Origin of the sequence: Janthinobacterium aestuarii (genome assembly GCF_051380835.1) — a bacterium.
Lineage (GTDB): Bacteria > Pseudomonadota > Gammaproteobacteria > Burkholderiales > Burkholderiaceae_D > Janthinobacterium > Janthinobacterium aestuarii.
In genome coordinates, this window is the sequence record NZ_JBNYXU010000009.1 from 84,182 (window position 1) to 103,325 (window position 19,144).

General features: G+C 60.4%; 23 protein-coding genes. 6 read left to right on the forward strand and 17 right to left on the reverse strand.

Annotated features, from left to right (window positions below):
* Nucleotides 1-48: 48 nt before the first annotated feature.
* The 5 genes from ACQ4WO_RS21930 to ACQ4WO_RS21950 all read right to left on the reverse strand — a co-directional run bounded on the left by ACQ4WO_RS21930 (nt 49) and on the right by ACQ4WO_RS21950 (nt 3,780).
* Nucleotides 49-267 carry a hypothetical protein gene (locus ACQ4WO_RS21930; protein ID WP_034748958.1) on the reverse strand — a complete coding sequence of 73 codons (219 nt, stop codon included), beginning with the start codon at nt 265-267 and terminating at the stop codon, nt 49-51.
* 203 nt (nt 268-470) lie between these two features.
* Entirely contained in the window at nt 471-1,052 is a 582-nt protein-coding gene (locus tag ACQ4WO_RS21935; protein WP_034748960.1) for a TerD family protein, read from the reverse strand.
* Between the two features lie 34 nt (nt 1,053-1,086).
* Entirely contained in the window at nt 1,087-1,782 is a 696-nt protein-coding gene (locus ACQ4WO_RS21940; protein WP_338680854.1) for a TIGR00266 family protein, read from the reverse strand.
* Between the two features lie 191 nt (nt 1,783-1,973).
* Nucleotides 1,974-2,549 (reverse strand): TerD family protein, encoded by a 576-nt coding sequence (locus tag ACQ4WO_RS21945; RefSeq protein WP_034748966.1) that lies wholly within the window; start codon nt 2,547-2,549, stop codon nt 1,974-1,976.
* A 148-nt stretch (nt 2,550-2,697) separates the two neighbouring features.
* Nucleotides 2,698-3,780 (reverse strand): DUF475 domain-containing protein, encoded by a 1,083-nt coding sequence (locus ACQ4WO_RS21950; protein ID WP_436483245.1) that lies wholly within the window; start codon nt 3,778-3,780, stop codon nt 2,698-2,700.
* Between the two features lie 117 nt (nt 3,781-3,897).
* On the opposite strand from ACQ4WO_RS21950, the gene nhaR reads away from it, so the two are divergent.
* From nhaR to ACQ4WO_RS21970, 4 genes are all read left to right on the forward strand, one after another.
* Entirely contained in the window at nt 3,898-4,812 is a 915-nt protein-coding gene (gene nhaR, locus ACQ4WO_RS21955; protein ID WP_128141330.1) for a transcriptional activator NhaR, read from the forward strand.
* Between the two features lie 124 nt (nt 4,813-4,936).
* Nucleotides 4,937-6,280 (forward strand): MFS transporter, encoded by a 1,344-nt coding sequence (locus ACQ4WO_RS21960; RefSeq protein WP_436483246.1) that lies wholly within the window; start codon nt 4,937-4,939, stop codon nt 6,278-6,280.
* An 86-nt stretch (nt 6,281-6,366) separates the two neighbouring features.
* Nucleotides 6,367-7,044 (forward strand): suppressor of fused domain protein, encoded by a 678-nt coding sequence (locus ACQ4WO_RS21965; RefSeq protein ID WP_436483247.1) that lies wholly within the window; start codon nt 6,367-6,369, stop codon nt 7,042-7,044.
* A gap of 87 nt (nt 7,045-7,131) precedes the next feature.
* Nucleotides 7,132-8,472: a hemolysin family protein gene (locus tag ACQ4WO_RS21970; RefSeq protein ID WP_034749482.1), complete on the forward strand. Its 1,341-nt coding sequence runs from the start codon at nt 7,132-7,134 to the stop codon at nt 8,470-8,472.
* On the opposite strand, the gene ACQ4WO_RS21975 is transcribed toward ACQ4WO_RS21970, so the two are convergent.
* The 6 genes from ACQ4WO_RS21975 to ACQ4WO_RS22000 are packed head-to-tail and all read right to left on the reverse strand — an operon-like array spanning nt 8,473 to nt 13,584.
* Nucleotides 8,473-9,549 (reverse strand): AI-2E family transporter, encoded by a 1,077-nt coding sequence (locus ACQ4WO_RS21975; protein ID WP_436483248.1) that lies wholly within the window; start codon nt 9,547-9,549, stop codon nt 8,473-8,475.
* Between the two features lie 42 nt (nt 9,550-9,591).
* Nucleotides 9,592-10,185, reverse strand: a complete 594-nt coding sequence (locus tag ACQ4WO_RS21980) for an SCO family protein (protein ID WP_436483249.1) — start codon at nt 10,183-10,185, stop codon at nt 9,592-9,594.
* Nucleotides 10,182-11,081, reverse strand: a complete 900-nt coding sequence (cyoE, locus tag ACQ4WO_RS21985; RefSeq protein WP_436483250.1) for a heme o synthase — start codon at nt 11,079-11,081, stop codon at nt 10,182-10,184. The genes ACQ4WO_RS21980 and cyoE overlap by 4 nt, the downstream gene beginning before the upstream one ends.
* Entirely contained in the window at nt 11,082-12,251 is a 1,170-nt protein-coding gene (locus ACQ4WO_RS21990) for a COX15/CtaA family protein (protein WP_436483364.1), read from the reverse strand.
* Nucleotides 12,252-12,269: 18 nt separating this feature from the next.
* Nucleotides 12,270-12,899: an SCO family protein gene (locus tag ACQ4WO_RS21995; protein WP_072456869.1), complete on the reverse strand. Its 630-nt coding sequence runs from the start codon at nt 12,897-12,899 to the stop codon at nt 12,270-12,272.
* Complete coding sequence (locus tag ACQ4WO_RS22000) at nt 12,880-13,584, reverse strand: SURF1 family protein (protein WP_436483251.1); 705 nt, start codon at nt 13,582-13,584, stop codon at nt 12,880-12,882. Before ACQ4WO_RS22000 ends, ACQ4WO_RS21995 begins: the two co-directional genes overlap by 20 nt.
* 78 nt (nt 13,585-13,662) lie before the next feature.
* Here ACQ4WO_RS22000 and ACQ4WO_RS22005 point away from each other — a divergent pair, with 78 nt between their 5' ends.
* Nucleotides 13,663-13,863: a twin transmembrane helix small protein gene (locus ACQ4WO_RS22005; RefSeq protein WP_034748996.1), complete on the forward strand. Its 201-nt coding sequence runs from the start codon at nt 13,663-13,665 to the stop codon at nt 13,861-13,863.
* Between the two features lie 199 nt (nt 13,864-14,062).
* Here ACQ4WO_RS22005 and ACQ4WO_RS22010 read toward each other — a convergent pair whose 3' ends face one another.
* The 6 genes from ACQ4WO_RS22010 to coxB are packed head-to-tail and all read right to left on the reverse strand — an operon-like array spanning nt 14,063 to nt 18,735.
* Nucleotides 14,063-14,923, reverse strand: coding sequence for a cytochrome c oxidase subunit 3 (locus tag ACQ4WO_RS22010; protein WP_436483252.1), 861 nt, complete (start codon nt 14,921-14,923; stop codon nt 14,063-14,065).
* 39 nt (nt 14,924-14,962) lie between these two features.
* Nucleotides 14,963-15,169 (reverse strand): DUF2970 domain-containing protein, encoded by a 207-nt coding sequence (locus ACQ4WO_RS22015; protein ID WP_034749002.1) that lies wholly within the window; start codon nt 15,167-15,169, stop codon nt 14,963-14,965.
* A 9-nt stretch (nt 15,170-15,178) separates the two neighbouring features.
* Nucleotides 15,179-15,751: a cytochrome c oxidase assembly protein gene (locus tag ACQ4WO_RS22020; RefSeq protein WP_436483253.1), complete on the reverse strand. Its 573-nt coding sequence runs from the start codon at nt 15,749-15,751 to the stop codon at nt 15,179-15,181.
* Between the two features lies 1 nt (nt 15,752).
* Nucleotides 15,753-15,857 (reverse strand): cytochrome oxidase small assembly protein, encoded by a 105-nt coding sequence (locus ACQ4WO_RS22025; RefSeq protein ID WP_223278996.1) that lies wholly within the window; start codon nt 15,855-15,857, stop codon nt 15,753-15,755.
* A 51-nt stretch (nt 15,858-15,908) separates the two neighbouring features.
* Complete coding sequence (ctaD, locus tag ACQ4WO_RS22030) at nt 15,909-17,513, reverse strand: cytochrome c oxidase subunit I (RefSeq protein ID WP_128141321.1); 1,605 nt, start codon at nt 17,511-17,513, stop codon at nt 15,909-15,911.
* 13 nt (nt 17,514-17,526) lie between these two features.
* Nucleotides 17,527-18,735 carry a cytochrome c oxidase subunit II gene (coxB, locus tag ACQ4WO_RS22035; RefSeq protein WP_436483254.1) on the reverse strand — a complete coding sequence of 403 codons (1,209 nt, stop codon included), beginning with the start codon at nt 18,733-18,735 and terminating at the stop codon, nt 17,527-17,529.
* A 79-nt stretch (nt 18,736-18,814) separates the two neighbouring features.
* On the opposite strand from coxB, the gene ACQ4WO_RS22040 reads away from it, so the two are divergent.
* On the forward strand, nt 18,815-19,042 hold the full coding sequence (locus ACQ4WO_RS22040) for a hypothetical protein (protein WP_128141319.1): 228 nt from the start codon (nt 18,815-18,817) through the stop codon (nt 19,040-19,042).
* Nucleotides 19,043-19,144: the final 102 nt, after the last annotated feature.

The following is a 19,144-nucleotide window of genomic DNA, read 5'->3' on the forward strand; positions in this document are numbered from 1 at the left end:
GATCGCTCGTGCGGGCTTTAGCGCAAGGATTCCAAGCGCCCGGCTGATTTAGATCAGCCGACTACGCCTGCGCATGTAGCTGCGGCTTAACGCACCTTCCAGTTCCTGCTCCGATTTATGCTGGTTCACCGTGTACAGGGCCCACAGGGCCGCCGGCACCCAGCCGATCACAGTGCACTGCAAGATCAAGGCGGCGGCACCGGCCAGCGGGCGCCCCAGCATGAAAAACGTGAGACACGGAAGTAGCAAGGCTATCAGCAATCGCATCACGACATACTCTCCTAAATATAGAGCAACGGACAAGGGCCGGTATCCGGTCCGTCCCCCGCCCGCTGCGTACTGCTCCTTAATAAAGTCTGGCAAAATCGTCGCGAGCGAATGCGAGTTGTGGCCGAGAAGCGCAGCTGTGCGAATGCACAGTGAGCATCACAGGCCGCAAATCGCGGCGCGCAGCAGATTTGGCCTGACCTTTATAGATGCACGGCTATCTGCGGCATTAAATCGTCAAACGTGCGACCGTTGCCGTTTTCGCCGATGGCGTGCATCTTCCATTCGCCGTTATGGCGGTACAGCTTGGCCATGATCTGTGCCGTGTGGGTACCTTGCACAGACAGGTTGAAACGCGCGACTTCCTGGTTATTGCTGGCATTCAAGATGCGGCAATAGGCGTTTTCCACCTGCGAGAAGTTCTGGCCAGTAAAGCTATTGACGGTGAAGACCAGGCTTTTCACGTGTGCCGGCACTTTCGACAGATCGACATTGATCTGTTCGTCGTCACCATCGCCCGCGCCCGTACGGTTGTCGCCCGTGTGGACAATGCTGCCGTCCTTGCTTTTCAGCTGGCGGAACCAGACGATGTCGGACGTGCTCTTGTTTTCATCGAACATGACGCACGACGCGTCCAGGTCGACGGCTTCCGTCTTCGAACCGAAACCGAGGAAACCCTTGGTCTTGGCCGCATCCCAGCCCAGGCCCATGGTGATACGGGTCAGGGTGGTACCAGCTTCTTTGTCCAGAGAAATCTTCTGGCCTTTGCTCAAATTGACAGACATACGCATAGCTCCTGTTAGGTTGGTTACTGCTTGATTACGCCGGCTTGCTTTGGGTCCAGGCGAGGAAGGCCGCGCGGTTGCGCGAGCACACGAGGATTTTTCCCGTGCCTGAAAACTTCAGTACCATGCCCTCCCCGCTGGTCTGACTATTGATCAGGTTACCCAGAAAGCCGCCGCTGCTGCCGGTCGTCATGGAAATTTCGTATTGCAGGCGGTTGTCCCAGCACACGACGTGCGAGTTATCGATCACCACGTCCTTGCCAGGCGTCACTTCCAGTATCGACATCGCGCCAAAACCGGACACCGCCAACTGGCCGCTGCCTGCCGTCTCGGTAATGAAAAAACCACCGCTCTGGGCAAACAGCGCGTTGCCAAGGCTCTGCGTGCGCACCTTCAATTCCACGCCAGAACTGGCCGCCACGAAGGCGCCGTCGCTGATCATGTATTGTTGGGCGCCCACCTCGAGCACCCGCATCGCGCCAGGCAAGGTGGGCGACAACAGACAGTCGCCGTCGCCCCGCATGGCTTCGATATGCTGCTGAAAGAACGATTCCCCGTTGGCAAAGGTGCGCATCAGCGCGGCGCCTATGCCGCCAGTCATCTTGCCTTTCAGCTCAAGATTGGTTTCCATCATCACCATTGCATTGGATTCGCAATAAATCTTCTCGCCCTTGGCAAGCGACACATGCAGGAACGGGTCGACGTCCCCGGTAATATTGAAAACTGGCATACCTGTTCCTTCCTCAACTAGATAATGATGGGACGCTCCACACAGTAGACCGCCTTTATTGCAGAGTAACGGTGCCGCACAAAACCGTAGCGAGCGGATGTGATTTGTGGCCGAGAAGCGCAACCGTACTTTAGTACGGTGAGCATCGCCGGCCGCAAAGCGCACCGCGCAGTAGGTTTGGTGTGGCGACCTTACACGCCGACGCCGAACGATGCAGCCAGTGGGCCCAGACCGCCTTTGTAGCCTTGGCCGATGGCCTTGAATTTCCAATCGGCGCCATTGCGGTAGATTTCGCCGAAGACCATGGCCGTTTCGGCCGAGCCATCTTCCGACAAGTCGAAGCGGGCGATTTCCGTGTTGCCGTTGGCGTTCACGCAGCGCACGTACGCTTTCGATACCATACCAAAGTTTTGCTTGCGCGCTTCGGCATCGTGAATCGTGACGCAGACGGCGATCTTGTCGATCTCGGCTGGCACCGTGGCCAGGTCGACCATGACGGTTTCATCATCGCCATCGCCGGCGCCCGTGGTGTTGTCGCCCGAGTGGGTGACGGAACCGTCGCTCGATTTCAGGTTGTTGTAGAAAATCATGTCGACGTCGGCGCGTACCTTGCCGTCCGCCTTCAACAGGAACACGGAACCGTCGATGTCGAACGCGGCGCCATCGGTGGCGCGGGCGTCCCAGCCCAGGCCGATGATCATCTTCGAGATGCCAGGAGCTTCTTTGCTCAGGTTGACGTTGCCGCCTTTTTGCAGACTGATTGCCATGATGTATTTCTCCTATGTGAAATAAAAGTCCAGCGAATAATTAACTTGCAAAACACCTGGCGCCCTCCACCGGCCCGACTCCCCAGGCCGGCGGCGGCGCTTGCTGCATCACGCTGGCAAACGGGTGTAGACGTTTGCCGCGTATCTCTTACGCCTTGGCTGCTGCTTCCAGCGCAGGCTGTTTATCTTCCGTGCCTTCCAGCAAGGCCATGCGTCGCTTGTAACGGATCGACGACCACAGCGAAGCGAGAATGAAGGCCACGCCGATCAGACCCGTGAAGATCTCGGGAATGTGGAACTTCATGCTGACCAACATGATCACGGCCAGGATACCGATCGCATAGTGCGCGCCGTGCTCCAGATAAACAAACTCGTCGAGCGTACCCTTGCGCACCAGGAACACCGTCATCGACCGCACGAACATCGCGCCGATAGCCAGGCCCAGCATGATGATCACGACATCCTTGGTGATGGCAAACGCGCCGATCACGCCGTCAAAGCTGAACGAAGCATCGAGCACTTCCAGGTACAGGAAGCCGCCAATACCGCCGCGCTTGACGATGTCGCCCATGTTGCCGTCGCCGTTATCGCCTTCCAGCAAGCCGCTGATCACATCGACGCCCACGTAGGTCAGGATACCCCACAGGCCGGCCGTCAGGACCACCAGTTTCTGGCCTTCTTCGATCATCGACAGGCTGGCCATCAGTGTGCCCAGCGCGATCATCACGGAAATCGACGATACCTTGCCCAGCGCGCCCAGTTTTTCTTCAATACGGCCCAGCCAGTGCGTTTCTTTTTCGTCGTCCAGCAGGAAGTTCAGGAAGACCAGCAGCAGGAAGATGCCGCCGAAGGCCGCCACTTCCGCATGGTGGTTCGTCAGGTGCATCGAGTACTGTTCAGGATTGCTCAGTGCCAGATTCCAGACTTCCATCAAGCCCAGGTCCGCCGCTTGCGCCACGATGACCAGCGGGAACAGCAAACGCATGCCGAAGACGGCGATGATGATGCCGACGCCCAGAAACAGGCCCTGCCAGAACTTGTCCCAGTTCTTCAGCACCGAGGCGTTGACCACCGCGTTGTCGAACGACAGCGAGACTTCCATCACGCCCAGGATCACCGCGATACCGAGCGCCGCCAGCATCGTCTGCACGCCACCGTGCGTGTAACCCCACCAGGCGGAAATGCCCAGGCAGATAAATGTCACTAGAAATGACACTCTGAAATGTTTCATCGATAGTTCCCCTTTATCCAAATTCAATGGAACGTAGTATAGGGACGTGTGACACATTTAAAAATAGAAGATAATGGAAGTATTACTTCGTAAAAACAGAAGATAGAGGGTGCAGCGATGAAAACCACGGGCTTCAATTACCGCCATTTGTATTTCTTTTGGGTGGTCGCCAAGGAAGGCGGCGTGACGCGGGCGGCTGAACGGCTGGGACTGGCCGTGCAAACCATCAGCACGCAGCTGGCCCTGCTGGAAAAGGAGCTGGGCAAATCCCTGCTGCAGCCGCAGGGACGGCGCTTGGTGCCGACGGAAGCGGGCCGCCTGGCGCTCGGCTATGCGGACCAGATTTTCCTGCTGGGCGAGCAGATGCAGGACGCACTGGCCGATGCGGACGCGGAAAAGATGCGCCTGACGGTGGGCATTTCCGATTCGCTGCCGAAACTGATGGCGTATCGCATGCTCGACGCCACGCGCAGCCTGGACCAGCCCATCAAACTCGTGTGCCTGGAAGACGAATTCGAGTCCCTGCTGGCCGACCTGGCCCTGCACAAGCTGGACCTGGTGCTGACGGACCGCGCCGTGCCGGCCGGCGCCAGCCTGCGCGTCTCCAGCCACCTGTGGGGCGAGAGCGCCATGAAGCTGTTCGGCATCCCCGCGCTGGCGGAACAATACCGCGACAATTTCCCGCACAGCCTGCACGGGGCCCCGTTCCTGCTACCCGCGCGCAATAACGCCTTGCGCGGACGCATCGACGAATGGATGGTGCAGCAAGGCGTGCGCCCCGATGTGGTCGGCGAATTCGAGGACAACGCCATGCTCAATGCGTTTGGCCGCAAGGGCCTGGGCCTGTTCTTCGCGTCCGCCAGCCTGGCGGCCGATATCGAAGAGCAATTCGGCGCCGTGCTGGTCGGCGACGCTTCATCCCTGCGCGAACAGTTTTACGTCATCTCGAACGAGCGCAAGATCATGCACCCGGCGCTCGACGTGATCCTGGCGGCCATCCAGGGTCACCCGAAGATTCACAAGGAAACCTGATAAATCCATTCGAAAATAACGTTTGAATAATCAATCAAAAGCGATTGTAATAAAGCCTGAGACAAACACGCGCCCAGCCCTCGCCGGAAGGGCGCGATCACCATAAAAAAACAGGAGCGGCACCATGTCCACGGCAGGCAAGACGATCGATATTCCAGATCTCATCAATAACAACAAGATCGGCTCCTTCCAGATCGGCATGCTGATCCTGTGCGGGCTGTGCGTCATCATGGATGGCTTCGACGTGCAGGCGATGGGCTATGTGGCCCCGGCCATCATTGCCGACTGGCATGTCAGCAAGGCCAACCTGGGCCCCGTGTTTGGCGCGGGCCTGCTGGGCATGCTGGTCGGCTCGCTCGTGTTCAGCATCACGGCCGACAAATTCGGCCGCCGCCCGGTGCTGATCGGCTCGACCATCTTCTTTTCGCTGTGCATGCTGGTCACGCCGCTGGCAACGACCATCGAGCAATTGCAGCTGATCCGTTTCATCACGGGACTGGGCCTGGGCGCCGTGATGCCGAACGCCATGGCGCTGGCCGGCGAATACAGCCCTCTGCGCAAGAAAGTCACCCTGATGATGCTGGTCTCGTGCGGTTTTACCCTGGGCGCCGTGCTGGGCGGGCTATTGTCCGCCGCGCTGATTCCCGCCTTCGGCTGGCAATCCGTGTTTTACGTGGGCGGCGTCGTGCCGTTGATCATCGGCGTGCTGATGTTCTTCCTGCTGCCGGAATCGATGCAATTTCTCGTGCTCAAGAAACGCAAGCTGGATAAAGTCGCCAAATGGCTCAAACGCATCGACCCGACGGTGACCATCACGGCCGACACGCAATACCTCGTGCATGAGAAGGAACACAAGGGCGCGCCCGTGCTGCAATTGTTTACGGGCGGCCGCGCCAAGATGACGATATTGCTGTGGGTCATCAACTTCATGAACTTGCTGAACTTGTATTTCCTGTCGAACTGGCTGCCGACCATCGCCAAGGAAGCGGGCCTGTCAACGGCCAACGCCGTGCTGGCCGGCACTGCCCTGCAAGTGGGCGGCACCATCGGCACCCTCGTCATGGGCCAGCTGATCGACCGCTCCAGCTTCCGCCGCATCCTGCTGCCGTGCTTCCTGGTCGCCGCCGTGGCCATTGCCCTGATCGGCCGTCCGGACGTGTCGCTGGCCTTCCTGTTCATCACGATTTTCATCGCCGGCTTTTGCGTGGTGGGCGGCCAGCCTGCCGTCAACGCCCTGGCGGCCAGCTACTATCCGACCACCCTGCGCTCGACGGGCATCGGCTGGAGCCTGGGCATCGGGCGCATCGGCTCCATCATCGGCCCCGTGCTCGGTGGCGAGCTGATCCGCCTGAACTGGCCCAACAGCACGATCTTCCTCGTCGTCGCCATCCCCGCCATCGTCTCGGCCGTCATGGTCTTTGCCATGCGCGGCGGGCCGCAAACGGCCCCCGCCAAGGCAGCCGCCTGAGGCCGGTGCATTGGCCGGTTGAACAGTACGCCGTCATAAAGTTGCACGTTTTATACTCAAATGCTCATCCATTTCAGTGAACCGACATGACCAACATTAGCAATGACGGCGCCGCAAGCAGCCTTCTGGAAGCAGCCTGGACCCAGCGCGAAGAAACGCTCTACACAGCCCTGTTCGGGGACCTGGGACCGGGCATCTACCCGCTCGACCTGTCCCTGTTCGAACAGATGTTCAACTGTACGCAAGTCGACCCGCGCTGGCTGCATATCGGCGTGTTCGAATGCCCGCCGACACCCGCGCGGCCGCACTGGGTCTACGTGTCGTCCGGTCTGTCCAATCCGTGGGACGACGAACCCGATGCGGAGGAAGAGTGGACGGGACTGGGCCGCGAACTGCTGCTGGAATGCCCGCAGCAGTCGCCATGGGCGCTGGCGCTGGTGCGCAGGTTCGCCGCTTATCAAATGCTGCTGGCGGCAGGCCGCTTCGGTGACCAGGAACCGCTGGACGCCTGGGACCGCATGTCGGTTGGCGGCCCCATCGATGGCCAGCAGTCCGCACTGAGCGCCATCATCATGGTGCCCAGCGAACATTACCCGGACGAATATGCACTGGTCTCGGGAAAATTTACCTTCCTGCAGATTATCGGTCTCAGCGCTGCCGAGCTGGCGCATGGCCGCGCGCACGACTTCGAGGACTTGTTGCAGACGCTGGGAGAACGGGGCGCCGCGCCGCTGGTCGACGCCGCGCGCCGCAGCATCGTGTAAAACCGCAGGGCCGATTTGCCGGAAATTAGGATACTGCGCCCTTCGTCGTTTAAGATGACGTTTTACCAGCCCATCTTCAGCGCCCCCATGCACAATGTCTTGCTAGTCCTGCTCGCCCTCTTCCTGGTCGCGCTGAACGGTTTTTTTGTTGCCGCCGAGTTTGGCATCGTCACATTGCGGCGCACGCGCATCCGCGCCATCGCCAAGACACAGGGACTGCGGGGCCGCATCCTGGCCAAGGTGCATGGCCAGCTGGACGCCTATCTGTCCGCCTGCCAGCTGGGCATCACCCTGGCGTCGCTGGGCCTGGGCTGGGTCGGCGAACCGGCGTTCGCCGGCCTGCTCGAGCCGCTGTTCGGCGCCATCGGCGTCACGTCGCAAGAGCTGATCCATGGCGTCTCCTTCGTCGTCGCCTTCAGCGTGATTTCCTTCCTGCACATCGTCGTGGGCGAACTGGCGCCCAAATCGATGGCCATCCGCAACCCGGAAGCCGTCGGCCTGTGGAGCGCGATTCCCCTGTACGGCTTTTACTGGACCATGTATCCGGCCATCTACCTGCTCAACGCCAGCGCCAACTGGGTGCTGCGCCTGGCGGGCCTGTCCGGCAAGGGTGGCCACGACGCCCATTACTCGTCCGAAGAACTGAAACTGATCCTGCGCACCAGCCAGCCCGGCGAGAAATTTACGCGCGACGAGCGCAACATCCTGGCGCAGTCGCTCGATTTCGAACAGATGACGGTGTCGGACCTGATGCGCCCGATCAATGAAGTGATCGCCCTGCACGCCTCGAACACCCTGGAAGAAAACCTCGACACGGTGCTGCGCAACCGCTTCAGCCGCTACCCGTATTTCGACACGAATGAAGACGACGTGCTGGGCGTGGTGCACTTGAAAGACCTGTTCTTTGCCCAGCAGGCGGGCAAGCCGATCACCTCGCTCACGCCGTTCCTGCGTCCCGTGGACATCATTTCCGCACGCACGCCGGCACTGGAACTGTTCCGCCGCTTCCGCGACGGCGCCCCGCACTTCGCCCTGATCGGCGAAAAAGGCAAGCGCCCGCTGGGTTTCATCACCCTGGATAACTTGCTCGGCGCCATGGTCGGCGAAATCCGCGATGAATTCCGCCGCAATGAAAACGACTGGCTCAAGCAAAGCGACGGCACCCTGATCGGCAAGGCCAGCCTGCCCATCTTCTCGCTCGAACGCATCCTCGGCATCGATATCGAAAACGAGGAGCTGGGGCTGGACGACGTGGAATCGGTGGGCGGCTTGATCATGGTCAAGCTCGGTGACATTCCGAAGCAGGGCCAGCGCATCACCTTTGTCGACTTCGACATCGTCGTCAAGAAGATGAACGGGCCCCGCATCGTGCTCATTAAAGTGATCCCGAAGCAGGAGCGGGACCTAGATGCGGATTTAAGAGATTAATTACTTCTTGCTCGTCAGGGTATCTTTGCCCTGCGGCACGGTGGTCTCGCCCACCGTCCATGTTTGCAGCAAGCTGTACAGCACGGCCAGCAGGGTCGGCCCGATAAAGATGCCGACGAAGCCGAAGGCCAGCACACCGCCCAGCACGCCGAGCAGCACAAGCAAAAACGGCAGGCTGCTGCCGCGGCTGATCAGCATGGGTTTCACGACGTTATCCACGCCGCTGATCAGCAAACCGCCCCACACCAGCATGAAGATGCCCCAGCCCGTCTGGCCGTCATTGAACAGCCAGATGGCGGCGCCGCCCCAGATCAAGGGCGGTCCCACGGGGATCAGCGAAAAGATAAAGGTGGCCACACCCAAGAGGGCCACGGCCGGCACGCCGGCGATCAGAAAACCCGCCACGGCCACCAGCGCCTGCGCCAGCGCCGTGCCCAGCAAGCCATACATGACGCCGCGCACGGTGCGACTGATGGTCAGGCCCACACCGGGCGCGCTGTCGCCGATGATGCGGCCGGCACCCGTCATCAGGGCGCGGCTCAGCTGCTCTCCGTCGCGGTAGAGGAAGAAGCTGACGAATACGGCCAAGCTGGTCTGCGCAAGGCCCGTACCCAGCAGGATGCCGCCGGAAGCGAGGAAATGGCGCGCCGGTTCCAGCATCGTCTTGCCCAGATTCAGTAATTCCTCGCGGTCAGCGAGCAGGCGATCCACGTAGCCGGCGATGGTTTCACCCACCACGGGAATGCTGGCCAGCCAGGCCGGCGGATGCAGGCCACCCGATTCCAGCGCGGCGCGCAACTGCTCATAGATGCGCGACACGTTGTCGGCCAGGTTGTAGGTGACGAGGGCCAGCGGCAGCACGATGACGAGCAGCAGCGACAGGGTCATGATGGCGGCCGCCCAGTTGCGCCGGCCTTTCAGGCGGTCCAGCAGCAGCAGGTACAAAGGCCAGCTGGAAATGCCCACGCAGGCGGCAAACAGCATGGCGGCGAGGAAGGGCCGCAAGACGAAAAAGCAGCCGATCAACAGGAAGATGATGGCTGCCAGGCGGGCGTGGGGCTCGAAACGTTTGTCCATGTACTGCATGTCCTGAAGATGGCGCCTAGCGGCGCGACCGGATCAGGATAGCAGAAGTTTAAGATCGTGCGCGATGGCGGCCGGCTTTTCGCCGTGGCGCACGAACAGGCGGATCTTGCCTTCGCGGTCGAACACATAGGTGCCGGCCGTGTGGTCGACCGTATAGCTGCTGTCCGTCTCGCCCTCGACCTTGGCGTAATACACCTTGAATTCCTTGGCCACCTTGGCCGTCGCGGCCGCGTCGCCATACAGGCCCACGAAACGCTTGTCGAAGGCGGGCACATATTCGGCCAGCAAGGCTTGCGTATCGCGCTCGGGGTCAACGGTGACGAACAGCACTTGCACCTGGTCCGCCTGCGGGCCCATTTCCCGCATCACCTGGGCCATGTCGGCCATGGTGGTGGGGCACACGTCCGGGCATTGCGTATAGCCGAAAAACACCAGCACCAGCTTGCCCTTGTAGTCGGCCAGGGTGCGCGGATGGCCAGTGTGGTCCGTCAGCGCGAACTCGCGCGCATAGCCGAGGCCCGTCACGTCCGTATTCTTGAAGGCCAGCTTGGTCGCGGCAGGCTTGCCGCAGCCGGCCAGGACGGCGACCAGCGCGGCCGCCAACAACAGTGTCAGGGTTTTTTTCATGTGCCGAGGGGAATGTAGTGGTCGACCAGCAGGGCCGCGAACAGCAAGGCCAGGTAAATGATGGAAAACGTAAACGCCTTGCGCGCGATCAAGTCCGTGTAATGGCGGTACATCTTCCACGCGTAGTACAGGAAGCCGGCGTTGAGCACCACGGCCGAAGCCAGGTAGATCAGGCCGCTCATGCGCACGGCGTACGGCAGCAAGGTGGTGGCGGCCAGCGCGATCGAGTACAGCCAGACGTGAAATTGCGTGAACTTCAAGCCGTGCGTGACGGGCAGCATGGGCAGGCCCGAGCGCGCGTAATCGTCGCGGCGGTACATGGCCAGGGCCCAGAAGTGCGGCGGCGTCCACACAAAAATGATCAGGACCAGCAGCCAGGCCTGCATCGGCACGTCGTTGGCGACGGCCGCCCAGCCCAGCGCGGGCGGCATGGCGCCGGACAGGCCGCCGATGACGATGTTTTGCGGCGTGGCCGGTTTCAGCACCATGGTGTAGATCAGGGCATAGCCGACAAAGGTGACAAAGGTCAGCCACATGGTCAGCGGATTGACCAAATGATACAGAATTGCCATGCCCAGGCCGCCGATCACCAGCGCGAACACCACCGTCTGTTTCACCGTAATGTCGCCCATGGCCATCGGACGGCGCGCCGTGCGGGCCATGCGCGCATCGATCTCGCGCTCGGCCAGGCAATTGACGGCAAACGCGGCGCCGGCCAGCAGCCAGATGCCGATGGTGCCGAATACCACCGCGCGCCAGTCGGGCAACTCCTCGCTGGCCAGGAACATGCCGATGACGGCGCAAAACACGGCCAGTTGCGTCACGCGGGGCTTGGTCAGCGCCCAATACTGGGCGATGCGGGGGGATGGTTTACGGCTGATGGTCTGAGTAGTCATTTATGCGATACGGGAAGGACTGGCTGGTGCCGAGGGCACTGGCGCGGAGGCGGAAGCAGATTTCCGCGCTACATCGAGTTGGAATTTAGCCTTGTAGTTTAACATGGTCAGCAATAACACGAGCAGCGCCGCCCCGCCGTTATGCAGGACGGCAATCGACAATGGCCAGCTCAGGTAAATCGTCGCCAGGCCCGTTGCCGCCTGCAGAGCCAGCACCAGCGCAACCCAGCGTGCCGTGCCGCGCAAGGACGGCAGCTTCCATGCGCGAAACACGGTGTAGCCGATGCCGGCCAGCACGATGAAGGCGAAATTGCGGTGCACCCAGTGGATGGCTGTCAGTGCGGAAAACGGCAAGTAATGGCCGGCGGCCGTCTTGCCCAGCTCGCGCCACAGATGAAAACCATGCTCGAAATCCATTTCCGGAATGACCTTGCCGCCGCACAGGGGGAAATCCGTGCAGGCCAGGGTGGCGTAGTTGGTACTCACCCAGCCGCCCAGCGCGATCTGCACGGTCAACAGCACGAGCGAAAAGATGGCCAGCGCGCGCACGGGACGCAGCACGGCAGCGTCCGCATCGGCACGCAGCAAGGGTTGGACGGCATGATCCTGGCGCCCGCCCAGCCAAGTGAGCATGGCCAGCAAGCCCATGCCCAGCAGCAAGTGGATGGTGACGATCACGGGCTGCAATTTCAATGTTACCGTCCAGGCGCCGAACGCGCCCTGCAGGCAGACGAACAGGAACAGCGCCGTGGGCAGCGCAGGCGCGAACTCGGCACGTTTGCTCTTTCTCCACTGGCGCCACGCCTGCACCGTCATCGCCACGATCAAGACGCCAATGGCCATGGCCAGATAGCGGTGGGTCATTTCGATCCAGGCCTTGACCACCGTCACGGGGCCCGTCGGCATCAGCGTTTCCGCCGCCACGATGTGCTCGTGCGCGAGGAAAGGATTGGCCGAGCCATAGCAGCCTGGCCAATCGGGGCAGCCGAGGCCCGAGTCGGACAGGCGCGTAAAACCGCCAAACATGATCAGGTCGACCGTCAAAAAGACGGCGATCCACACGAGCTTGCGGTATTTATTGGCGTCCGCGGACACCCAGACCATGGTCAAGGGCAGCAGCGCCACCAGCAGACCCGTCAAGCCCAGCTGGGCCAGCGCGGAGAGATGCATCGTCGGCATGCAGACTCCTCAACCGATCGCCGAAGCTTTGAGCAGCTTGGCGATGTCTTTCTTGATCTTGTTCGGGTCCGCGTCTTTCGGGAAACGCATCATCAGATTGCCCAGCGGATCAATCAAATAGAAATGGTCGCTGGTCTTGCCACCCGGCTCCACGGGCAGCCACGCTTTCAAGGCGTCGCTATTGACGCGCAGCATGCTGGTGCCGTCGAATTCGCGCATCACCAGAGTGTCGAGCGGCTGGGCATCCGTCACCAGCCAGACCCGTTCCAGGCGTTCGCGTTCCTTGCCTTGCATGAGGCGCAGTTGTTGCATGTCAAACAATTGCTTCTTGCATGCTTCCTGGCAATCGGACGGCCCTGTCTGCAGCAGCACCCACTTGCCCTTGAACTGCGCCAGCGGCGACGCCTTGCCGTCCAGTTCCGTCACCTGCAGCGCTGCCTCGGGTATCGGGTACAAACGCGGGTCGATCAGGGCGCCGTAATTGTTGCGGCCCGTGGGCTTGATGATGTAATACGTGAAATACGAGGCGATGATGGGAAACGCGCATACGGCCACGACGGCCAGCAGTTTCCAGCGTCCCGTATTCTGTGCCTGTTTATTGCTGCTGTCTTGCGTTGCTTCAGGGTTGTTTGTTTGCACGTCGAAATCCTGTAAAGACAAAAAATAGAAAAGCCATCAGTGCCAGTGCGTACCACTGGAATGCATAGCCGCGGTGCTTGTCGGCGCCCAGGTCCGGCGCCGACCAGTCGCGCACGGGAAGCTGGCCGGATACTGGCGCGGCTGCTGGGTCGACTGTTTGTTCGAGAATGAATGGCTGCAAGGCCAGGCCACTGGCCTGGGCCAGTTGGCCGATATCGGCATTTTGCACGATGGCGCGCGGCGCCAGGGCCGGCGCCGTGCCCAGCTCCATCACATGGCCCGCGTTCAGGCGCGCGATGCCGCTAATGGTGACGGTGCCGGCCGGTGTCGTGTAGTCGGGAATGCGCGTGCGCTCGGCATTGTTGCGCGGCAGCCAGCCCTGCGCCACCAGCACATGCATCTGGGAGCCGTCGATCTGGAATGGCGTGAGCACATGAAAGCCGGCCTGGCCCTTGTAGGGGCGGTTGTCCAGGTACACCGTCCAGGCCGGAATAAAATGGCCCGTGACGGTGATCCTGCGGTATTCGATCGCTTGCGCGTCGGCCGGCAGCATCGGCGCGGCCGTCAATCCCAGGGGCGCGGCCTGGTTGCCCGCTTCCAGCCGGGCGGCGCGGGCGACTTTCTCGTCGCCACGGCGCTGCTGCCATTGCGCCAGCGACACGCCCAGCGCCACCAGTAGCAGCATTACAACAAATGGAATCCATCTAAAATGGAAGCGGATACGCATTACAATGAAACCTCCTCAAGCCTGGCGCTACCATCCATGAAAATCCTCGTTGCCATCGCCTTCATCCTGATCCTGGGCAGCCTGGGCTCGGCCCTGTTCTTCCTCATGCGCGACAAGGGCAAGAGCAACCGCACCGTGCAAGCGCTGGCACTGCGCGTGGGCTTGTCGATCACCCTGTTCCTGCTGATCCTGCTGGCGCACAAGCTCGGCTATATCCAGCCCACGGGGATACATTAAATGCTGGGGTCTGTCCCTGCGGAATCGGAATCCGCCCCATTGGGGCGAATTCCCCCGGCAGGGGCTGACCCCGGTGCTAACGACGTTGCTTGGTTAGCAAAATTCTTAGACTAAGAAAAAAGCCGTACCCAGGATGTCCCGGTACGGCTTTTTTTATGGTGCCGGCGCACGCATCAACGACGCGCGCCCTGCCCCGCCATTATAACCAATACACGACTACGTACAGGCCCAGCCAGACGACGTCGACAAAGTGCCAGTACCAGGCGGCGCCTTCGAAGCCGAAGTGGTGTTCCGGCGTGAAGTGGCCTTTCAGCACGCGGTACAGGATGACGGACAGCATGATGGCGCCCAGGGTCACGTGGAAGCCGTGGAAGCCCGTCAGCATGAAGAAGGTGGCACCGTAGATGCCGGACGTCAATTTCAAGTTCAGTTCGCTGTAGGCGTGCATGTATTCGTAGACCTGGAAGCCCATGAAGATGGCGCCCAGCAAGATCGTGGCGAACAGGAACAGGGCCGTCATGCCGCGGTGGCCGGCGCGCAGCGCATGGTGCGAGATGGTCAGGGTGACGCCCGACAGCAGCAGCAAGGCCGTATTGATGGTCGGAATCCAGAACGGCGTCATGGTGGTGAATTCCTGCACCGTGCCGGCCGGGCCCGTATTGCCCCATTGAGCGGCGAAATCGGGCCAGATCACCTTGTGGTCGAGGTCGGCCAGCCATGGCATCGAGATGCTGCGCGCATAGAACAGGGCGCCGAAGAAGGCGGCAAAGAACATGACTTCCGAAAAGATGAACCAGCTCATGCTCCAGCGGAACGAGTGGTCGATGCGCTCGCTGTACAGGCCCTGCTCCGATTCGCTGATGGCATCGCCGAACCAGAAATACAGCACCAGCAGGATGCCGACCAGGCCCAGGTAATTGACGTACGGGCCCCAGGAGACGTCGTTGACCCAGGCCGATGCGCCGATCATGGTCAGCAGCAGGCTGGCGCCGCCCAGCATGGGCCAGCGCGACGGGCCGGGCACGAAATAATAGGGTACGGCGGCGTGGTTGGAACTCATCATCATCTCCTCAAAAACTTATAGGGTGGTTTTTATAATTTATAAAACGACGAATTTAACAATTGAAATCAGGATGCCGATCAGGCAAGCCACCACCAGGAAGCCGGCGATGACGATGTGCACGGGATTGAGCTTGGCCGAATCCGTGTCGAAATCGCTCTTGCGGCGCAAGCCCGTGAACGACCACACGACGGCCCGCAGCGAATACAGGAACGACGCTTTTTCAGGCTGCTTGGATTCGCCCATGCCACTCTCCTATTGGACGGCCGGCGCCTGAGCCTGGCTCAGACCGGCAATCTCGAAAAACGTGTACGACAGGGTGATGGTCTTCACCTCTTTCGGCAGGGCCGGATCGAGGAAGAACACCACCGGCATCTGCCGCGCTTCCTTGGCTTTCAAGGTCTGCTGCTTGAAGCAGAAGCACTCGACCTTCTTGAAATGCGGCGTGGCGCTCTGCGGCGCATAGCTGGGGATGGCTTGCGCATTGACGACGCGGTTTTGCGTGTTGACCACTTCATACATGACGGTCACCAGTTCACCCGGATGCACCTGCATGCTCGACACCGTCGGGCGGAAGCGCCATGGTCCCTGCGCATTGCCGTCGAATTCGACGGTGATGCTGCGCGTCGTGTCGACCTGCGTATTGTTGTCGTAGGCCACCGTGCCATCTTTTTGCGTCAGCACGTTAATGCCCATCACTTCGCAAATCTGCTTGTAGACGGGAATCAGGGCATAGCCGAAGCCGAACATCAGCACGGCAATGACGAGCAGCTTGCCCAGCATCTTGCGGTTCAGGCCGCGTGTTTCCTGTTGGGTTGGCGTCGTCACGTCAGAGCCACATGCGCTTGACGAACACGGACAGGAAGAAGAAGGCCGCCAGGCCCCCCAGTATCAGTCCGGTACGCAGGTTGTTCGGTTTTTTACGTTCGGTCATGACAGGCACTTTATTCAAGACGGGCCGCGCAACACGCCGGCCCGGGATACCTCATTTCACGGTCGGCGGCGTTTCAAACGTGTGGAAAGGCGCCGGGCTCGGCACGGTCCATTCCAGGCCTTCCGCGCCTTCCCATGGTTTCGCCGGCGCAGCCTTGCCGCCGCGGATGGTCGGCAGGACCACGAAGAACAGGAAGTACACCTGCATCAGGCCGAAACCGAAGCCGCCGATCGAGGCGATCATGTTGAAGTCCGTGAACTGCGCCGGATAGTCGGCGTAGCGGCGCGGCATGCCGGCCAGGCCCAGGAAGTGCATCGGGAAGAAGGTCACGTTGAACGTGATCAGGGACAGCCAGAAGTGGATCTTGCCGCGCGTTTCGTTGTACATATAGCCAGTCCATTTCGGCGACCAGTAGTAGAAGCCGGCGAACAGGGCAAACAGCGAACCGGCCACCAGCACATAGTGGAAATGGGCCACCACATAATAGGTATCCTGCAGCTGGATGTCGATCGGCGTGACGGCCAGGATCAGGCCCGTGAAACCGCCCATGGTAAACACGAAGATGAAGCCGACCGAGAACAGCATCGGCGTCTCGAACGTCATCGAGCCCTTCCACATCGTGGCGATCCAGTTGAACACTTTCACGCCCGTCGGCACGGCGATCAGCATGGTCGCGTACATGAAGAACAGCTGGCTCGTCACCGGCATGCCGGTGGTAAACATGTGGTGCGCCCAGACGATGAAGGACAGGATCGCGATCGAGGCCGTGGCGTACACCATCGACGCGTAGCCGAACAAGGGCTTGCGGGCAAACGCGGGCAGGATCTGCGAGACGATGCCGAAGGCCGGCAGAATCATGATGTAGACCTCGGGATGGCCGAAGAACCAGAAGATGTGCTGGTACATGACGGGGTCGCCGCCGCCCGCCGCGTTAAAGAACGAGGTGCCGAAATGGCGGTCCGTCAGCGTCATGGTGATGGCGCCGGCCAGCACGGGCATGACGGCGATCAGCAGATACGCGGTAATGAGCCAGGTCCAGCAGAACATCGGCATTTTCATCAGGGTCATGCCCGGTGCGCGCATGTTCAGGATGGTAACGATGATGTTGATCGAGCCCATGATGGACGAGGCCCCCATCAGGTGCATGGCGAAAATCGCCATGTCCATGCCGGGGCCCATCTGCGTCGACAACGGCGCATACAGGGTCCAGCCGGCAGCCGTGGCGCCGCCCGGCACGAGGAAGGACGTGGCCAGCAGCAGCGCGGCCGGCGGCAGCAGCCAGAACGAGAAGTTGTTCATGCGGGCAAACGCCATGTCGGACGCACCCACTTGCAGCGGGATCATCCAGTTGGCGTAGCCGACGAAGGCCGGCATGATGGCACCAAACACCATCACCAGGCCGTGCATGGTGGTCAGCTGGTTGAAAAATTCTGGGTGAAAGAATTGCAGGCCTGGATGAAACAGTTCCGTACGGATCATCAGGGCCAGCACGCCGCCCGACAGCAGCATGATGAACGAAAACCACAGGTACAGGGTACCGATATCCTTGTGGTTGGTGGCAAACAGCCAGCGGCGGTAGCCTGTGGGATGGTCGTGGGCATGGTCGTGATCGTGACCGGCGTGGTCCAAGGTGCTAGTGCTCGTGCTAGTACTCATATGCGGCTCCTAATTACTTGCGTGCAGCCACGATTTCGGCTGGTTGAACGATGTTCTCTGCGGCCTTGTTCGACCAGGAATTGCGCGTGTAAGTGATCACTGCGGCAATTTCCGTGTCGGACAGCTGTTTCCAGGCCGGCATTTCAGCGGGATACTTGCCGCTCTTTTGCCCGTTCAGCAAAACGTGGATCTGATCCGCTTTCGGACCGTTCACCATGGCCGAGCCGTCCAGCGGCGCAAACGCACCTGGCACGCCCTTGCCTGTCGCCTGGTGGCAGACCACGCAGTTGGCCGCATACACTTTCTCGCCCTTGACCTTCAATTCGTCGATGGTCCACACCTTGCTTGGATCATCAGCCAATGCCGCCATTTCCTTTTGTTTTACATCAACCCAGGCCTTGTAGTCATCGGCTGATACGACCTTGACGACGATGGGCATGAACGCGTGTTCCTTGCCGCACAGCTCGGCGCAATTGCCGCGGAAGGTACCGATATGGTCAGACTTGAACCAGGTGTCGCGCACGAAGCCGGGAATCGCATCTTGCTTGACGCCAAAGGCGGGCACGGACCAGGCGTGGATGACGTCGTTGGCCGTCAGCACCACGCGGATCTTCTTGTTGACCGGCACGACGACTTCGTTATCGACTTCGATCAGGTAGTTTTCACCGCGTTTTTCCGTCGGCGGCGCGCCTGGCGCACCCACTTGCGAGCGCGGCGTGGCCAGGTTGGAGAGGAAGGAAATGCCTTCGCCCTCGCCTTTCAGGTAGTCATAGCCCCATTTCCACTGCATGCCCGTGGCCTTGATGGTGATGTCGGCGTTCGACGTATCCTTCATGCCGACGACGGTGCGCGTGGCAGGCAGGGCCATGCCAATGACGATCAGGAAAGGCACGACGGTCCAGGCGATCTCGACGGTGGTGCTTTCGTGGAAAGTGGCCGGTTTGTGGCCCAGGGACTTGCGGTGCTTGAAGATGGAATAAAACATGACGCCGAACACGGCCACGAAGATCACCAGACAGATGATCATCATCAGGGTGTGCAAATCGTAGATTTCATGGGCGATCTGTGTCGCCGGCGGTTGCAGATTCATTTCGAACGGCACGGGACCGCCGGTGCCGGGATAGGTGCCGGCAGCCGGTGCCGCCGTGGCCCATCGCCCGATGCCAAACGCTGTCAAAGACAGCCCGAGCAGCAACGATTGAAGTCGCTTTGCATGTGTCATGTTTTCCCCAACCACCCAAAAAATAATGATATTTTAAACGGCTGCGGACTTCTCCGTACTGGACCGCTGCCGCTCCTCCATGAAAGCAACACGGCCAGAATGCGGCCATGTGCGTCAAGCACCAGCGAATTCCATGCTGGCTGCCGCAGCAAAAACGGCGGCGCGCAACCATGCTGGAACCCTGTTTTTCTTCCCCACATCGAAATGGCCTCGTGTGGAAGATGGTTACTATACTAATGCAGTAACTTCGAATTCGTCTCGCTTTGTTTTTTTTATTTTGTATGCAGCCCTTGTTTTTTCTACTTAACAAGCTGACAAACAATCAACGATTATAATCAAGTAAACTTGAATCCATCAAGCAATAATCGGCTTTGTGCGCGCCCTTCTCCCGGCCACCGCGCGCTTTGCA

Coding starts and splice junctions, on each gene's coding strand:
- ACQ4WO_RS22000 (WP_436483251.1), bottom strand. CDS start 13,584: ATGCTGCTACTGGTGGCGCTGGGCGTGTCGCTGGCGCAATGGCAGCAG.
- nhaR (WP_128141330.1), top strand. CDS start 3,898: ATGAAAACCACGGGCTTCAATTACCGCCATTTGTATTTCTTTTGGGTG.
- cyoE (WP_436483250.1), bottom strand. CDS start 11,081: ATGACTACTCAGACCATCAGCCGTAAACCATCCCCCCGCATCGCCCAG.
- ACQ4WO_RS21950 (WP_436483245.1), bottom strand. CDS start 3,780: ATGAAACATTTCAGAGTGTCATTTCTAGTGACATTTATCTGCCTGGGC.
- ACQ4WO_RS21940 (WP_338680854.1), bottom strand. CDS start 1,782: ATGCCAGTTTTCAATATTACCGGGGACGTCGACCCGTTCCTGCATGTG.
- ACQ4WO_RS21990 (WP_436483364.1), bottom strand. CDS start 12,251: ATGCATCTCTCCGCGCTGGCCCAGCTGGGCTTGACGGGTCTGCTGGTG.
- ctaD (WP_128141321.1), bottom strand. CDS start 17,513: ATGAGTACTAGCACGAGCACTAGCACCTTGGACCACGCCGGTCACGAT.
- ACQ4WO_RS21935 (WP_034748960.1), bottom strand. CDS start 1,052: ATGTCTGTCAATTTGAGCAAAGGCCAGAAGATTTCTCTGGACAAAGAA.
- ACQ4WO_RS21960 (WP_436483246.1), top strand. CDS start 4,937: ATGTCCACGGCAGGCAAGACGATCGATATTCCAGATCTCATCAATAAC.
- ACQ4WO_RS21970 (WP_034749482.1), top strand. CDS start 7,132: ATGCACAATGTCTTGCTAGTCCTGCTCGCCCTCTTCCTGGTCGCGCTG.
- ACQ4WO_RS21945 (WP_034748966.1), bottom strand. CDS start 2,549: ATGGCAATCAGTCTGCAAAAAGGCGGCAACGTCAACCTGAGCAAAGAA.
- coxB (WP_436483254.1), bottom strand. CDS start 18,735: ATGACACATGCAAAGCGACTTCAATCGTTGCTGCTCGGGCTGTCTTTG.
- ACQ4WO_RS22005 (WP_034748996.1), top strand. CDS start 13,663: ATGAAAATCCTCGTTGCCATCGCCTTCATCCTGATCCTGGGCAGCCTG.
- ACQ4WO_RS22040 (WP_128141319.1), top strand. CDS start 18,815: ATGAAAGCAACACGGCCAGAATGCGGCCATGTGCGTCAAGCACCAGCG.
- ACQ4WO_RS21975 (WP_436483248.1), bottom strand. CDS start 9,549: ATGGACAAACGTTTCGAGCCCCACGCCCGCCTGGCAGCCATCATCTTC.
- ACQ4WO_RS22025 (WP_223278996.1), bottom strand. CDS start 15,857: ATGACCGAACGTAAAAAACCGAACAACCTGCGTACCGGACTGATACTG.
- ACQ4WO_RS22015 (WP_034749002.1), bottom strand. CDS start 15,169: ATGGGCGAATCCAAGCAGCCTGAAAAAGCGTCGTTCCTGTATTCGCTG.
- ACQ4WO_RS21930 (WP_034748958.1), bottom strand. CDS start 267: ATGCGATTGCTGATAGCCTTGCTACTTCCGTGTCTCACGTTTTTCATG.
- ACQ4WO_RS22010 (WP_436483252.1), bottom strand. CDS start 14,923: ATGAGTTCCAACCACGCCGCCGTACCCTATTATTTCGTGCCCGGCCCG.
- ACQ4WO_RS21965 (WP_436483247.1), top strand. CDS start 6,367: ATGACCAACATTAGCAATGACGGCGCCGCAAGCAGCCTTCTGGAAGCA.
- ACQ4WO_RS21980 (WP_436483249.1), bottom strand. CDS start 10,185: ATGAAAAAAACCCTGACACTGTTGTTGGCGGCCGCGCTGGTCGCCGTC.